19 protein-coding genes are annotated in these 16417 nt (G+C 29.3%); 12 read left to right on the top strand and 7 right to left on the bottom strand.

Annotation, left to right across the window (positions count from 1 at the left end; all coding sequences use genetic code 11):
- The first annotated feature begins 2 nt into the window (after window positions 1–2).
- The gene (locus tag HW119_RS09760) at window positions 3–524 is read left to right on the top strand and encodes a DUF4252 domain-containing protein (RefSeq protein ID WP_177763898.1); all 522 of its coding nucleotides are present in this window, start codon (window positions 3–5) and stop codon (window positions 522–524) included.
- Between the two features lie 40 nt (window positions 525–564).
- Here HW119_RS09760 and HW119_RS09755 read toward each other — a convergent pair whose 3' ends face one another.
- The 3 genes from HW119_RS09755 to HW119_RS09745 form a co-directional block, all read right to left on the bottom strand.
- Complete coding sequence (locus tag HW119_RS09755) at window positions 565–1050, bottom strand: hypothetical protein (protein ID WP_177763896.1); 486 nt, start codon at window positions 1048–1050, stop codon at window positions 565–567.
- 170 nt (window positions 1051–1220) lie between these two features.
- Window positions 1221–2306, bottom strand: coding sequence for a DNA polymerase III subunit gamma/tau (gene dnaX / locus HW119_RS09750; RefSeq protein WP_177763894.1), 1086 nt, complete (start codon window positions 2304–2306; stop codon window positions 1221–1223).
- Between the two features lie 63 nt (window positions 2307–2369).
- Window positions 2370–3059, bottom strand: a complete 690-nt coding sequence (locus tag HW119_RS09745) for a DUF4294 domain-containing protein (protein WP_255497855.1) — start codon at window positions 3057–3059, stop codon at window positions 2370–2372.
- An 84-nt stretch (window positions 3060–3143) separates the two neighbouring features.
- Here HW119_RS09745 and HW119_RS09740 point away from each other — a divergent pair, with 84 nt between their 5' ends.
- Entirely contained in the window at window positions 3144–4238 is a 1095-nt protein-coding gene (locus HW119_RS09740) for a M42 family metallopeptidase (RefSeq protein WP_177763892.1), read from the top strand.
- 30 nt (window positions 4239–4268) lie between these two features.
- Here HW119_RS09740 and HW119_RS09735 read toward each other — a convergent pair whose 3' ends face one another.
- Entirely contained in the window at window positions 4269–4952 is a 684-nt protein-coding gene (locus HW119_RS09735) for a TrmH family RNA methyltransferase (protein WP_177763890.1), read from the bottom strand.
- 106 nt (window positions 4953–5058) lie between these two features.
- On the opposite strand from HW119_RS09735, the gene HW119_RS09730 reads away from it, so the two are divergent.
- Both HW119_RS09730 and HW119_RS09725 read left to right on the top strand, forming a co-directional pair.
- The gene (locus HW119_RS09730; protein ID WP_177763888.1) at window positions 5059–5649 is read left to right on the top strand and encodes a hypothetical protein; all 591 of its coding nucleotides are present in this window, start codon (window positions 5059–5061) and stop codon (window positions 5647–5649) included.
- A gap of 12 nt (window positions 5650–5661) precedes the next feature.
- Window positions 5662–6282, top strand: coding sequence for a hypothetical protein (locus HW119_RS09725; protein ID WP_177763886.1), 621 nt, complete (start codon window positions 5662–5664; stop codon window positions 6280–6282).
- A 79-nt stretch (window positions 6283–6361) separates the two neighbouring features.
- Here the strand turns inward: HW119_RS09725 and HW119_RS09720 are convergent, their stop codons facing one another.
- From HW119_RS09720 to HW119_RS09710, 3 genes are read right to left on the bottom strand one after another with little or no spacing between them, the layout of a single operon-like run.
- Complete coding sequence (locus tag HW119_RS09720) at window positions 6362–7957, bottom strand: beta-carotene 15,15'-monooxygenase (protein ID WP_177763884.1); 1596 nt, start codon at window positions 7955–7957, stop codon at window positions 6362–6364.
- Window positions 7944–9020: an HlyD family secretion protein gene (locus tag HW119_RS09715; protein ID WP_177763882.1), complete on the bottom strand. Its 1077-nt coding sequence runs from the start codon at window positions 9018–9020 to the stop codon at window positions 7944–7946. The genes HW119_RS09720 and HW119_RS09715 overlap by 14 nt, the downstream gene beginning before the upstream one ends.
- Window positions 9020–10357 (bottom strand): TolC family protein, encoded by a 1338-nt coding sequence (locus HW119_RS09710; protein ID WP_177763880.1) that lies wholly within the window; start codon window positions 10355–10357, stop codon window positions 9020–9022. Before HW119_RS09710 ends, HW119_RS09715 begins: the two co-directional genes overlap by 1 nt.
- A 114-nt stretch (window positions 10358–10471) precedes the next feature.
- Here HW119_RS09710 and HW119_RS09705 point away from each other — a divergent pair, with 114 nt between their 5' ends.
- The 8 genes from HW119_RS09705 to HW119_RS09670 all read left to right on the top strand — a co-directional run bounded on the left by HW119_RS09705 (window position 10472) and on the right by HW119_RS09670 (window position 16369).
- Window positions 10472–11263 carry an AraC family transcriptional regulator gene (locus HW119_RS09705; protein ID WP_177763878.1) on the top strand — a complete coding sequence of 264 codons (792 nt, stop codon included), beginning with the start codon at window positions 10472–10474 and terminating at the stop codon, window positions 11261–11263.
- Window positions 11264–11351: 88 nt separating this feature from the next.
- Window positions 11352–11948, top strand: a complete 597-nt coding sequence (locus HW119_RS09700) for a hypothetical protein (RefSeq protein WP_177763876.1) — start codon at window positions 11352–11354, stop codon at window positions 11946–11948.
- Window position 11949: 1 nt separating this feature from the next.
- Entirely contained in the window at window positions 11950–12573 is a 624-nt protein-coding gene (locus HW119_RS09695; protein ID WP_177763874.1) for a hypothetical protein, read from the top strand.
- Between the two features lie 145 nt (window positions 12574–12718).
- Window positions 12719–13417, top strand: coding sequence for a hypothetical protein (locus HW119_RS09690; RefSeq protein WP_177763872.1), 699 nt, complete (start codon window positions 12719–12721; stop codon window positions 13415–13417).
- Between the two features lie 10 nt (window positions 13418–13427).
- Window positions 13428–14141, top strand: a complete 714-nt coding sequence (locus HW119_RS09685; protein ID WP_177763870.1) for a DUF1266 domain-containing protein — start codon at window positions 13428–13430, stop codon at window positions 14139–14141.
- A gap of 66 nt (window positions 14142–14207) precedes the next feature.
- Window positions 14208–14699, top strand: a complete 492-nt coding sequence (locus HW119_RS09680) for a DUF6265 family protein (RefSeq protein WP_255497854.1) — start codon at window positions 14208–14210, stop codon at window positions 14697–14699.
- A 5-nt stretch (window positions 14700–14704) separates the two neighbouring features.
- Window positions 14705–14986 carry a hypothetical protein gene (locus HW119_RS09675; RefSeq protein WP_177763868.1) on the top strand — a complete coding sequence of 94 codons (282 nt, stop codon included), beginning with the start codon at window positions 14705–14707 and terminating at the stop codon, window positions 14984–14986.
- A gap of 30 nt (window positions 14987–15016) precedes the next feature.
- Window positions 15017–16369, top strand: a complete 1353-nt coding sequence (locus HW119_RS09670; RefSeq protein ID WP_177763866.1) for a glycine-rich domain-containing protein — start codon at window positions 15017–15019, stop codon at window positions 16367–16369.
- Window positions 16370–16417 lie beyond the last annotated feature (48 nt).

Here is a 16417-nt window from a genome sequence, read left to right as displayed (position 1 = left end):
TCATGAAAACAATACTAAAATACTTGCTTTTAACGGTTACTTGTATTGGATTTTCTATTACTAGTAACGCTCAAGATTTAATAGAAACATTTAAAAATCAGCCGAATGTAGAAACGGTTGTTGTTAATAAAAAAATGTTTCAAATGATGTCAAACGTTAAAATGGATATGAATGATAAAGAAAATCAAGCCTATCTAAATTTAATAAAAAAGCTAGATGATTTAAAGCTTATTTCTACAAAAAACGCGGCTACGTCTGGTAAAATGAAAACTTATGTTGTGAGTTATGTCAAAACAAATTCGATGACCGAATTGATGACACTTACTGAAAATGGAGCAACAACGATTTTCTATGTTGACCCTTCTTCAACAAAAGAAAACATTAAAGAACTCATGATGTTTGTAAGTGGTAACGAAACAATTATTTTATCTTTGAAAGGTAGTTTTAGTTTAAATGAATTAAGTTTGGTGACAAATAAAATGAAATTACCCGTTGGCAATTCTTTAAATAAAATTTCAAAATAAACAACAGCCTCAAGATTATTAAAATTTTGAGGCTGTTGTTTTATTGTTTTAAATTTAAATCAAACGTTTTAACTAGTAGTTCTAAATCTGGATTAATTTCTAAAAGCTGATTGTATTTATCTTCAATCGTAAAAGCTTTTTTAATTTTTATTTCTTCATTAACTTCAATGTGAATTTCGATTGCATAATTGTTTAACTTCTTTCGAAGGTAATTCACCAAATCGTATTTGTTTTCATCAAAACTAATCTTAGAACCTTCGTTCGGAAGTTCGATTCGGATTAGATTTCCATTTAATTCAGGAACAGACATTTTCATGGTCGAATACATCAACATACGTCCGGTTTTGTAAAAACGATCGGCAATAAAATTCCAATGTTCAATCATTTCTTCAAAAGAAAATGCTTCTTTAGGTAAATCTTCAGGATTAATTGCAGCTTTACTTAACGAAGCTTCTAACTCTTTTTTTCGTTTGATGCTTTTTAATGATAAGGCCGAAACAGCATATTCATTATTTTGAGTATTCAATACGATTTTCTGAGTCTGAATTTCATCAGTTTGATTTTCAGTTGCAGATTCAACTTTGTTTTCTTGAGTTTGCGCAATATTAGAATACGATTCAGAAGGTGATTCTGAAACTTTATCGTTCTTAATTTCTTCTGTAATTACAGTTTGAAGTTTAAAAAAACTCGGTGGAATTATGAACCGATTAGATTTTTTTTTTCATCCATTTGAGTTAGCGATGCTAATTGCATCAAACATAACTCAACCATTAAACGTTGGTTTTGACTTGTTTTGAATTTTAAATCACAATCGTTTGCTAAATTAATTCCAGCAATTAATAAAGTAATCGGTAATTTTTGAGCTTGAATTAAAAATAATTGTTTGTTTTCATCACTAACTTCTAATAAATTCAAAGTTTCTGGATTTTTACAAACCATTAAATTTCTAAAATGCGAGGCTAAACCGGCAACAAAATGCTGACCATCAAATCCTTTTGCTAAAATATCGTTGTAAGCTAAAAGTAAATTAGGAATATCATTAGCAATAATCATATCGGTAACTCGCAAATAATAATCAAAATCTAAAACATTTAGATTTTCGGCAACTGCTTGACGTGTTAAATTATTACCACAATACGAAACTACGCGATCAAAAATAGAAAGTGCATCACGCATCGCACCATCGGCTTTTTGAGCGATGATTTGCAGCGCATCTTCTTCATAAGTAATATTTTGACTTTTCGCTACTTCTGCTAAATGGTCTTTCGCATCAGCAATCGTTATACGTTTGAAATCAAAAATCTGACAACGCGATAAAATCGTAGGTATAATTTTATGCTTCTCAGTAGTTGCTAAAATAAAAATAGCATGTTTTGGTGGTTCTTCTAATGTTTTTAGGAATGCATTAAAAGCTGCCGAAGAAAGCATGTGAACCTCATCAATAATATAAACTTTATATTTTCCGGTTTGTGGTGGTATTCTTACTTGGTCAATTAAATTACGAATATCGTCAACCGAGTTATTAGAAGCAGCATCTAACTCAAAAACATTAAATGCAAAATCTTCGGTTGGGTCATCATAGCCTTCTTGATTAATTTTTCGAGCCAAAATACGGGCACAAGTAGTTTTACCAACTCCTCTAGGTCCAGTAAATAGTAACGCTTGCGCCAAATGATTATTATCAATAGCATTGATTAATGTATTGGTAATGGTTTGTTGTCCTACAACATCTTTGAATGTTTGTGGACGGTATTTTCGCGCAGATACTATAAATTGTTCCATGGTAAATATTATGATTACAAATATACGTAATTAAAAGAATTTTCAAACTTTAAGCGACATGACTTATTCAGGAAAATATCCAGAATCTCCTAATTTTTCCTTCCAAATTTGATTCAATTTAGCATTATCATATTTCTTTTTGGGCGGATAATAATTGATTTTCCCTTCTTGTTGCAACTCTTCTATAATTCGTTCAATATAAAAATCTTCTAAAGTTGTTTCTGGATTAAATTGAGTTTTAAGATTAATGTCAAAAAGTTTAGCGGTTTGATTTGACCAAAAAGCTTTCCAACCACTTTTAAATTCTTTTATCAAAGAGAAGGTAGTTTGCCCTGTTTGTCTATCAATTAATTTCACTAAAATTTGACCATCTTTACGAGACATTTTTTTTAGTTTATCTTTAAATTGACTTTCCAAATAATCTTGAGATGCATTGATATATTTACGCTTTTCTCGATTCGTTTTAAACTTAGATAAATTTTCATTAACTGTTGTCAAAGCTTCAGAAGTAGCAATTACATATGGATAAACTCTAAGAATTCTTCTACGCAAAATATTATTTGCTTTCATGCGTTCTAATTCTTCCTTTGTAAAATTGATGTTCAATTCAGGAAGCATAAATTCAGTTTCTAATTCTCCATCTTCATTTACAACCGTCGAAAGTGTATCTGCATATTTCTGCCAATCATTAACTTGAGCAGTAATTTTCTGAGAAAAGAAAACTATTAATATGATAAAAAAAAGCTGTCTCATAATCGTTATTTTGTTAATCAAATTTATAGATATTTTTAAAAGGATAAACATCTAATTCAGTATTTTTGTAAAAAGATTCATATAATGGAAACAAAAACGATACTAAACGATAAATCGATAGCATTTTTAGAGCAATATTTAAATAATGCATCGCCAACAGGATTTGAATCTGAAGGCCAAAAACTTTGGATGGATTATTTAAAACCTTATGTAGATACTTTTATTACAGATACCTACGGAACTTGTGTTGGAGTTATTAATCCGGATGCTCCTTACAAAGTAGTTATTGAAGGTCATGCTGACGAAATTTCTTGGTACGTTAATTACATCACTGAAGACGGAATGCTTTACGTGATTAGAAATGGAGGAAGCGACCAAATGATTGCTCCAAGTAAACGCGTAAACATTCACACAAAAAAAGGAATCGTTAAAGGTGTTTTTGGATGGCCTGCAATTCATACCAGAAATCGTGGTGGTGAAGGTGATAAAGCTCCAAAAATTGAAACTAATTTTATTGATTTAGGATGTGAATCTCGCGAAGAAGTCGAAAAATTAGGAGTTCATGTAGGTTGTGTGATTACATATCCTGATACTTTTGAAATTCTTAATGATACTAAATTTGTTTGTCGTGCATTAGATAATCGCGTGGGTGGATTTATGATTGCGGAAGTTGCTCGTTTATTAAAAGAAAATAACATTACGTTACCTTTTGGATTGTATATTACCAATTCCGTTCAAGAAGAAGTTGGCTTACGAGGTGCAGAAATGATTACACAAACCATAAAACCAAATGTTGCAATTGTGACTGATGTTTGTCACGATTCGACAACACCGATGATTGATAAAAAAATTGAAGGAGAATTAAAAATCGGAAAAGGTCCGGTTATTACTTACGCACCAGCCGTTCAGAACATATTACGCGAATTGATTATCGATACAGCAGAAACAAATAATATTCCGTTTCAACGTTTAGCTTCTTCGCGTGTTACCGGAACAGACACCGATGCTTTTGCGTACAGTAATGGTGGAGTAGCTTCGGCATTAATTTCACTTCCGTTACGTTACATGCATACAACGGTAGAAATGGTTCATAGAGATGATGTTGAAAATGTAATTAAATTGATTTACAACACACTTTTAAAAATAGAAAGTAACGAAACGTTTAGTTATTTTAAATAATAGAAAAGCCTCGAAATTCGAGGCTTTTTTTTACATTTTCTTTTCTAAATATCGTTCGGTAATAAAATCAATATCTTTTATCGATTTTCGACTCCAATCGATTTTCTTTTCTAAAATTTCTTGGTTATTAAGTTTCCAATCCACTTCGCTCCTTCTTAGTTTATTGGTTAATTGCTGAATAATTATCGCTGCAGAAACCGATATGTTTAAACTTTCTGTAAATCCGACCATCGGAATTTTTAAATACGTATCGGCTTGTTTCATAATATCTTCAGATAAACCCAAACGCTCGGTCCCAAAGAAAATTGCTGAAGGTTTAGTAACATCAAAATCTTCCAAATGAAAAGCATCGACATGTGGCGTTGTTGCAACGATTTGATAACCTTTTGCTTTTAACGAATCAATACAAGCTTGATGGTTATTGTAACGATGAATATCCACCCACTTCTCTGCTCCCATCGCTATTTCTTTATCTATGGTTTTACCGAATTTTTGTTCGATGACATGCAAATCTTGCAATCCAAAAACTTCACAACTTCGCATCACAGCACTGGTATTATGCAATTGAAACAAATCTTCGCAAACAATGGTTAAATGTTTGGTACGATTTTCTAAAACTTCTAAAAAACGTTCTTTTCTTCGGTCGGTAACAATGTTTTCTAAATAAGCTAAATAATTTTCGTCTTGAAAAAGGAAGTCGATATTTGGTTGCATTTTGTTGTTTTTTCACAAAGATAACATTTCAAATGCATTCGTTTTAAGATTTACTTATGAAACCGAATTAAAATAGTTAGTAACTTAGCGCAAATAAAATATCAAAATGAAATTTATACCTTTTATATGTTTAGCGTTTTTAATTTCTTGTAGTAAAAAAGAAGAAGCTAAAACAGTTACAGCAAAACCGAAAATTCCTGAAACTGAAATGTACACTTTAGAAACCAAAAATTTTTTCATCGATGTTCCTCAAGGATTTGCAGTAAACGAAATGAAAATCGCTAATAAATATGCGATGAAAGATTTTATCAAAAGTGATAGTTTACAATATTTCTTAATTGCTTCGGACAATATGGATTCGAAAATTACAATTGATTTTAATTCCGATTTTGTTTCTTCTGATTTTAGTTTGATGGATTTGAATCAACGTTTATATCAAAATTATAAAGATAAATTTCCAAATGAAGTTAAAGAAATTACGCTACAAAAAGATTCTTTAATCGGAAACAAGCAAGTGAATTATTTAGTATTTACATCATTGAATAATGATAAATCTGAACAAACAATGTACGTTTTAATAAAAGAAAACGACAAGGTAGTTAATTTGTCTTTTAAAACTGATGCTGTTTCAAATACGATTAATCAAGATAAAACCAATTGGAAAATTATTGAAAGTATCGGATTAAAAGAAAATTAAAATTTATCAATTATGAGTGTTATTGAAGCTCTATCGACTTCCTTAAAATTAAAAATTCAAGACCCAAATATTGCATTAGCAAAAGAAATTGTGAATTCGAGTAACGAATCAGGTATTCTTGAATTGATAAACGAACTTGGTAATAAAAAACTTGCAAGTGATTGTATTAAAGTTTTATATGAAATTGGTTACTTACAACCGAAATTAATCGAAAAATACGCAACTGTTTTTTTAGATTTATTAGCTCATAAAGACAATCGAATGCAATGGGGCGCAATGACAGCTTTGGCTGAAATAGCTAAAGTTAATCCGGAATTCGCATTTGAAAATCTTTCTAAAATTTTACAAGCTTCTGACGAAGGTTCAGTGATTACAAAAGACCAAGCTTTTAATATTTTAATTGAATTAGCAAAAATAAACAGCTATTATCATAAAGCTTTTTCGCTATTAAACGAACAATTATTGAAGGCTCCAAATAATCAATTTCCAAAATATGTTGAACAAACTTTTACCATCTACAAACCTGAAGATAAAGAAGTTTTAATCAAAACGATTGAACTAAAAATCGTTGAGATTGATGTAGAATCAAAACGTAAACGTGCCGATAAGATTCTTCAAAAATTAAAAAAATAAAAAAAGACTTGTTAGTAAAAACTAGCAAGTCTTTAAAATGTAACACAACTTACATTTTTTATATAAAATAATGAATGTTCTATGCCGGAACCAACGTTTTCGATTTTAAATAAACCAAGGTTTTATTAATGTAAGGTGTGCAAATTACCAAGATAATCATAGCTAAAATAATCCACGACATCATTTCGTAATAATCCATGGCGTATCGTAAACTTGCTTGTTGATTTACGTCTGAAATAACTAATTTTTGACTCGCTTTTTCGGTTAAATCCGGTAACATTCCTCGTGAAGATAATTTATTCATATAACGAGAAAGCTCATCTTGATAAATTGTATTTGCATAAGTAATATTATCTTGAAAACGGTTGTAATGTTGACTTTTTTTGAACAAGCTAAAATAATTTACCAAACCAATACTTACGGTAAATCCTAAATAACGAACTGCTAAAGCCGTTGCTGCTGCTGATGGTCCTAGTTTAATATCGACTGACGAAATGATGTAGATAATCGTCGGAACCATAATCATACCTACGCCTAATCCTTGACAAAGCAATGGTAAAAAATAATAACTTTCGTTTGCAGAAACATTAAACAAAAAGTACATGGCAACGTGAAATATCAATAAAAAAAGAAAACCTGTTCCCCAAATAAATCGAATATTTTTCTTTTGTAGTAATAAAGCACAAGATATAACTACGCCCAAAACTAATCCGAAAAGATTAAAAATGTTGATGTACGAAATATGTCTTGGGTCAAATTTTAATATTTGTCCGAAATAATTATTGGTGATTCCTGATGCAAATCGGCAAATATACATAATGAACAAAACCAAACATCCGATTTTAAAATTTCTGAATTTAAAAATCTCTAAGTTTATGTAAGGTCTTTTGATGTAAAATTGTCGATATGCAAAAAAGAAAATAAACAAAACCAAACCTAAAAAAACCAATCGAATATCAGCATCTTCAAACCAATAATATTGCTGGCCATAAACCATTAAATATCCAAAAGAAATACCGATTCCGCTATATAAAACAAAACTTTCCCAATCTAAATCATACAACGGAAACTTAACTTGTAAGCGTACATAATTCATAGAGATTAAAATCATAATTAATCCTGGTATGAACGAAAATACGGCAATCTTATATAAAAAATTATAATCGAATTGGTCAATTAAATCGGCTGTAACAATATTATTAAATGGTGTTGCACAAATCAGCATTCCAAAAAAAACAGAGAAACTTATTTCGCGAGCTTTTTCTGAATCGATACGTGAAAAAATAGTTGACAGCGATAAATTCACTGAACTTGCAAATAACATTCCTTGTAAAAATCGTAACGGAAAAATCACATACAATTCGGTAGAATAATACATAATTAAACAAGTTATGATTTGCATAACATTGAAGATGATGAAGTATTCTTTTGTTGCAAGAAATGAAAAAAATCTGCGTTCTAAACTATAAAATCCGACAAAACCAGCATAAAATAAAGTAACTGCAAATTGCATATCTTTAGGTTCACATCCGTAATGACCTGCCGATGCATTTAAATTTGCAATAGGTAAAAAAAACAGTACCATGGTTGGCATCAAAATTGTAAAAAGTATGATTTTTACAAGCCATTCTGGAATCCATTTTTTAAATAAATCTTTTGGATTATTTGGTTGCATTGTTTTGTTTTTTAGTAACATAAACATTTACGTTCATTCCCGATTTTAATAAATCTTCTTCTTCGTTTTTACCAACCAATTCAATACGAACCGGAACACGTTGTACAATTTTTACATAGTTACCTGTTGCATTATCTGGCGGAAGCAAAGAAAAACTAGAGCCGGTTGCAGGAGAAATCGATATAATTTTACCTTCGTAATCAATATCTGGATAAGCATCGGCTACTAATTTAACCGTATTTCCTACACGCATTTCGCTAATTTGTGTTTCTTTAAAATTAGCTACAATCCATTTTGGAGTTTCGTCATTTACGATATAAGCCAAAACTTGTCCTGGGTTAATCATTTGTCCCATTTCTATGGTTCGTTTTCCCATTCTTCCGTTATATGGCGCGGTGATTACGGTATAACCAACATCTAAATTTTTACGTTGTTTTAATGATTTCAATCGTTCAATTTCGGCAAACAAGACTGCTTTCTGTGCATCTAAATCAACAATTTTAGATTTTGCTGCTTGATATGTTTTTTCTGAAGCATTCAATTCACTTTTATAAACATCTAAAGTTGATTTTACTTCTTCTAATTGTTGTGCAGTTGCAGATTCTACTTTGTATAATTTGTTATATCTGTCGTATTCTAAATCTTGTTTCCAAACTTTAGCTTCATTTGTTTTAATTACGCTTTTTGCAGCTTCAGCATCAGCAGCTAAAGTATGTTTCGTTTTCTCGATGACTTCAATTTCTGCTAATTGTTTTTGAATATTAGCTTCCGTTTGTGCTTCTTCATAAATATATTCTCGGTTATCGATAACTAATAAAGTATCACCTTTTTTAACCATTTCATTTTCTTCGAACGAAACCTGAGTAATATAACCACCAACACGAGCAATAACAGGATTTATATATTCTTGTACTTGTGCATCGTTGGTATGCTCATATTTCCAATTTCGCCAAACAGTAGAGATTCCCCAAACACAAACTCCGATAATTGTAACTCCGGCAACTACACTTGAAACTTTGGTGATGGCACGGTCTGTAATTTTAATTTTTTGTTTAAATTCCATTATAAAATCCCTTTGGCTAATTGAAGTAAATAATATTTATTTTGTGCATTAATTTTTGAAGCTTCTAATTCAAACTGAGTTCTTAAAACCTGAATATCGGCGTCAAGTAAAGCTGTAACTAAAGCTGTTTTATTGAAATATGTATTTTTTATAATTCGAGCATTTTCTTTTGCGAATTGTTTATTTTTTTCATTTACATTAATCTGAATTAAAGCTTCTTCATATCTTAAATAAGCTTCTTTAACTTCTTGTTTGATTTGGTCTGTAATATGATGATGCGCAATTTCTTCCTTTTCATATTCTAGCTTAGCTTTTCTAAGTTTATGCGTGTTATGATACAAAGACGAAATTGGAAACGATGCTTTCAAACCCACCAAACCTAAAGTGTACCAACTGTCGTTATACGGATATAAGAAAATTTGTGGATTTGCAAAAGTAAAATTCCCAGTTACACCGATTGATGGACGAACATTAGCTTTAACTTTCTTGATTCCTAATGCAGTTAGTTCAACATTTTGTTCAGAAATTTGTTGTTTAAAAGCATTTTTAAGCGCAATTTGTAAAGCTTCGTCGTAAGTTTCTAAATGAATCTCAGATAAATCTTGAACCTTTGGGATTACAATACTTTTTTCATTAGTTCCAAGATAAAAACTCAATTGCTGATTGGTAATTAAAATATCGTTTTCAATTTCAACCAACGACATTTTACGTTTAGAAAGTTCTAACTCAATACGTAAAACATCACTTTTTAAAATCACTCCGTTTTTATAAAATTGTTGAACTTCGTGTAATTGTTTCTCTTGGTCAGCGATGTCATTAATAATAACATCTCTAAATATCATTGATTTTTGCAACTCTAAAAAAAGTTGAGCAGCTTTATATCGTATTTCAGATTTTGTTTGTTGTTTTGCGATAGCAGCTCTTTTATCTAAAATTTTAGCTTCTTGAATTTTAAGATTTTGTTTGTTTCCATCATACAAATTAAAATACATCGAAGCACCTGAATTGTATAACGTATGAATCACATCGTGTTGTTCTGGCTTATTACCTAATCCGTTTGAATAGATAGGCATATTTGTAGCTTTATCAACACTTGCAAAAACACTTAGGGTAGGAAAACGTTCTGCCTTTGCATCTAAAACATTTTGATTCCGAATCAACGATTCTGTGTTTTGCAGTTGTACTTCTTTACTTTGAACGTTGGTCAGTTCCCAAACTTCATTCAAAGATAAATACAAGGTATCAGCAGTTGCTGAAGGATGTTGCGAATGTTGTGCAGCAACATCAAAGCCTGATAGAATCAGGGCTAAAGAACAAACGAGTATTCCCGATTTCATTTCATTAAAATATTGGACAAAATTAGTAAGCTACCGTGTTCCTTGTATTTCTTAAATAGTCAATAATTTATTCATTTCAGCCAATTTTTTATACCTTTACTTTTTATTTTTATTATGGATATTATAGAAGCTTTATCAAAAATAGATTCGAATGAAAATGGTGTTTTTGTCATGCACGAAAAATCAGAAAAAAGATTTCCTTTACATAAACATAACAAGGGTCAATTGAGTTATGTTGAAGGTGGAATTGCATATTTAACGGTTGATAACAAAACTTATGTAGTTCCGGCTCGTTATTTTTTTTGGATTCCGAAAGGTTTACCGCATGTATTGCGATTGAACAATTCGGCAACTGTAACACATTCTCTATATTTTTATACAACCGATGACGATTCAAATGCTTTTTATGACGAATTAGGTATTTATATCTCTAACGATTTATTGACAGAAATGATTAATTATACCGAAGCTTGGACTGGAAAAATGGTCGATGAAAGCGATGCTAATTTTGTGTTTTTAAAAGCGTTAAAAAATATTTTACCAACTTTTCAGAACAAAAATCTACCACTACAATTACCGTTTTCTGACCATCCGAGAATGATTAAGATTACAGATTATTTAGATGTGAATTTTGGTAAACCGTTAACTTTAAAACAAATTAGTGAACATTTTAATTTAAGTGAACGTTCGATGTCCCGTTTTTTTCAGACCGAATTACAAATTTCATTTTTACAATATTTAAAGACATTACGCATGGTAAAAGCCATTGAACTCTTACTAAAAACAGATATTTCAGTAAGCGAAATAGCCAACACAGTTGGATATGTAACACTAGGTTCATTTAGTAACACTTTTCAAGAATTTACAGGCTCTCGCCCACTCGATATGAGAAAAACGAAAATATAAATGATTTTAATTTTATCATTTAAAAATAGCATGTAACTAAATATTAAAACAATACCTTTGCAAATCAAAACAATTAAATTTTAAACGTATGAATCAAGATATTAGCGAAATCATCGACATTATTGAAAATTTTCACGAAAACTACCAAACTGAAACAGTTTTAGATTTTCCTGTTAATTTTTCAAACGATACTTTATTGTTAATTAAAGAATTCAAAAACAATTCGACTAACGAAAATGCATCTGATTTAAAAAAGGTTTATGAAGATTTTATGTCAGAAATTTTGAAACATGATTCTGTTTTAAAAGAAAATCAATCATTCGATTTTAGTCAAATTAAAACGTTTGAAGCTTTAATTGAAAACTCTGAAATCGAACATTTAGAACCAATTTATACACATTACAGCTTTACGGAGGTCGAAGAAATTATCGAACAAATGTTTGATGAAATTAAAAACATCAAAGAATCTCAAAAAGAACTAAAAGAAGAATTGGTTTATATTTTAGAAGATTATTTATATCACATCGAATATCTAGAAGACAATATGCAATACAATTATTTTATTTACGATGAATTGCAAGATATCGATAACGAAGAAAAATTAAACGAAACAATTGCTGTTTTACGTGAAGAGAAAAAAGCTTTACATGATAAATTTGAACAAAAATTAAAAAGTAAAAAGTAATATGTGGGGAGAAACCGACGACTTTTATAATTCATTTAACGAATTTACAGAACATTACCAAGGAGTTATCAAACACAAAAATCCGATTTCGTATGTAAATCGTGCGTTAGATTTATTAAAGGAATTTCAGTTCAGAGCCGTTCATGGAAAATGTTCTGAAGAAGAAGTTTTTGTGTATGAAGAATTTGTTGAAGAATTACAATTGCATCAAAATTTATTTGACGAATATATCGATTACGATTTATCTGACATTGAAGCTTGGGAAGATTTTATTGAAGACAAAACTTTACGTTTTGTAAAACCTTTTGAAACGCATTATAGTTTTACAGCAAACGAACAGTTTATAGAAAATGCTTTTAAACAATTTGATGCCAAAGAAATAGACTTAGAACAATTACTTGATATTTTAAAAATTCCGGTTTATGAATATCAAGAAAACGCATCAGATTTAAGTAACAATGCTTTTTTTAATCATTACGTTTATGCCGAGTTAGGTAAAATGGACCCGAAAAATAAAGAGCACGACCAATTGACTTTTCAATTACAAACCGAAAAACAAGAAAAAGCCGCTAATTATTTAATGCGACTACAACGTTTACTTGAAATAGATTCAGAAGAAAACTAACAAAAGCACTTCATATGGAAGTGTTTTTTTTGTTATAACATTTACCTTAATAAATAAAATTAGCATTAAAAATAAAAAAATCATTTTATTTTAACATAATTTAATGTAATTTAGATTCATATTTAAACCAATTCTTTTAAAATTTATGAATCCATTATTTTTAATTCCTGTAGTTGTTATTATTGGCGGTATCATTTTTATGGTTATGATGAACAAAAAACACAAAGCTGTTAAGTCTGAAATTGATATGAATAAAGAACGTCTAAAATACGAATCGTATAAACAAGAACTTTTAAATTCTGAGTTTTCGAAGATTCAAAAATGGATGAATGGAAAACCTATCGACGCTTTTACTTCTGCTTCAGTTCCGCAATCAACTGCTAGCAAAGTAGAAGAACATATTACAGATGGTCTAAAAAAAGTTGCACTTTCTGCAGTTGGCGTTAGACTTATCAAAGTAGATACTGAATGTTTCTGGGTTTTAAGTGAAAACGATTTACATTTTTTTACAACAAATACTTCGGGTGAAAAAGATGAGCATATCGTTTTTGATTATTTTAGTATCGAAAAAGCTAAATTGGCTTATGGCGGAATTTTAAAATCAACTTTAGGAGCTTATTCTAAATCATCAGAGGAATATTTGCCAAAAACGCATCTCTTAACTATTGATTTGGAAGGAAATCCAATAACACTTGAAATTCACGATAGATTGAACTATGTTGTCGACCCGCTTGATGCATTAAATCTAGAAAAACAATTTAAAACCAGAGCAAAATATCAAGTTGTCGGTGAAAAATTTGTAGAGATTCTTCAAAATAAATTTCCGAATTTAAAAATTGCTTAAACTTTGTATTATGGGATTTTTTTCAAAATTTTTTAACGCACTACAAAGTGTTCGAATCAATAAAGAAAACGGAATAAGCGGAACTCCTCTAAATCATTTATTGACAAGTTCAATGTATGCTGAACAACAATCGGCTTATTTAAATTCGTATGAAACGGGATTAAATCAATCGGACATCAAAAATATAATTGAAAATGCTTGGCATCTTTTTAATAAAGAAGATGTATTAGAAACATTAGAAACTTTACTTTACAGAAACCAAGACGAACATATAAATGTTGTTTATTTGGCTTATAATAATTCGAGCAATTATGTAGAAATTTTAAAAACTAAACTTCCGAACAACGAAGATATTTTTAATCATTATTTAGAAATTTATCGAGCTTTAAAAAAAGTTGTTCCGGAGTTAATAGCAAATCAAGTTATCGAAAATGCAGCCGAATTAAATCATATAAAAGATAGTGGTTGGAATATCGGAAGAGCCGCTTTTATTGCAAGATGTTCTTATGACTTAGGTTATTTAACTAAGGTTGAACTTATAGATTTTTTAGAAAAATGTTATTCCGAACTAAAAAAATATTGCAACACCTGGAAAGAATACACAACAAGTTACATTTTAGGTCGAGCTATTTGGGGCGGTTCTAATAACAATGGCATGATTTCGATTGCAAATAGTTTACTAACTAACGAAAATAGCCCACTTAAAAACAAAACATATATTTAAAATAAATTCAATTCAAAATTGCACTTCGATTCGAAGTGCTTTTTTTGTATATTGTAATAAAAAATCATGAAAAAAATAGTATTCTTATTATGCTCAAGTTTAATCATATCTTGTTCAGATAAAACAACAGATAAATCACTAAACAACGAAACAGTTAAATCAGAAGTTGAAACTTCAGAAAATTTTGATTGGTTACTTGGCGATTGGAAACGCTTAAATAACGATGAAGGAAACGAAACTTTTGAAAATTGGAAAAAAATCAATGACACTGAATATTTAGGAATTGGATTTACCTTAAAAAATGGCGACACCATCAGTCAAGAAAAAATGGAATTGTCCAAAACAAATAATCAATGGAATATAGCTGTTTCTTTTCCGACAGAAAAAAATGCTACGTTTTTTAAAGTTACGCAAATCGAAAAAAATTCATTTACATGCGAAAATGAACAAAACGATTTCCCAAAGAAAATTCATTATTGGATAGAAAATCAAAACTTAAAAGCTATAATAAGTAATGATGAAATGGAAATCGATTTTGTATTTGAAAGATTAAAGTAGTTTAAATGAATTCTAATAGAACTAGTATCAAAAGGCTTTTACTTCTAGATTTAAAAATTGCTGAACATGAATTATCTCAATTTTCGGGAGGTTATTCAGGTAAATTTGATTCAGCCGAAAATTTTCATAAAACTTTAAAACGCGCAATCACAAATTTTGAACTTGGCGACGATTCCGTTATTAATGATTTATGGAATTGGTTTGCTCCTACTTGCGATTGGGATGATTTGGTAGGTGATTTAAATTTAGGAAATCGGATTTTTGAACGATTAAAAGAATTAAAATAACTGATTTATAATTTTATTTAAATTTTGAAAATGAATCAAGAACTTTGGAATAGAATTTTAAATTTTAATTTTGATTTTCCTCAAAGTGAATTTGGTTTTACAACCCGACTTGCAAAAGAAAATTATTGGACTCTGAATTTTACCAAAAAAGCTATTTTAGAATATAAAAAATTTATGTATTTGGCAGCTACATCAAATGTTATGGTTTCTCCATCAGAAATCGTTGATGTAGTTTGGCATCAACATTTGATATTTACAAAATCATATCAAAAATTTTGTACAATTCTGGGAAAACAAATTCAGCATATTCCTTCAACTCATAATAAAGAAGATTACGCAAAATTCAAACAAGCAAAAGAACAAACCAAAATTTTATATGAACAAAATTTTGGAAATCAACCTGAAGAAATTTGGTCTTTCAATACAATGTTTGAAAGCTTAAAACTCAAAAAAGCAAAATATAAACTAAGAACTTTTATCAATTTTGGAATCATCAGTTTTGTATGTTTAATTTTACCTTTTTATTTTATATTAAATCCAATTTACAGAAAAATCGATGGTTCTTTATTTATATTTTTACTTTTAATTTTATCTATTGTAATATTTTCAATTTTAGAAATTTATAATCGAAAAAAATTACATGAATTAATTATCAACATAGATAAAAAATCTTTTTTGTTTGATTTAATTCCTGACGAACTTATCTATCTAAAAAAACAAAATATAATTAATGTAATAAACGTTTCAATTAACGAATTGATAAAAGAGAATGTTATCAAAATATCAGATAACAAACAGGTATTCTTAAATGAAAAAGCAATTGTTAATACACCAGAATCATATCAAATAGTTGCATTAATTCCCGAAAATAAATCGATAAGTTATATTGACTTAATAACTAAATTAAAATATAAACCTATTTTTTCGAACATTTCAAATTCATTAGATGCAACAACTAAATTTATCAATAAATCGCAGAAATTTCATACGCTTTATTATACGAATTTTGTAATTATTTCTACTTTAATTTTATTAGCTTTTGTTAGAATTATAACTGGTTTAGTTCATTCAAAAAACATTGGTGTAATTTTAGTTTCAACGATTTTTTTAATAATGTTTTCGGTTTTCTTTTTAGATAGATTAACCAAACAAATTGCCGTAAATCAATTACCAAAATTTTATATTAATGAAATAATTTCAAAAGAAAAAATTGAAAACCATTCTGAATGGAATTACTTTTTATTAGGTTCATCTGCATTAATTTGGACTTTTAAACCAATCGCAGAAGATTTACAAACTGAAAAAAATCAAAATAATTCTTGTAGTAGTTGCGGTACTTCTTGCGGAAGTTGTGGTGGATGTAGTGGATGTGGAAGTTCTTAAATTAGCCAAATGGTTTTAATATTAAAAAAACTCTCAAAAAGAATGAAC

The organism is Flavobacterium sp. I3-2, assembly GCF_013389595.1.
Classification (GTDB): Bacteria; Bacteroidota; Bacteroidia; order Flavobacteriales; family Flavobacteriaceae; genus Flavobacterium.
This window is presented reverse-complemented; position numbering and strand designations above follow the sequence as displayed.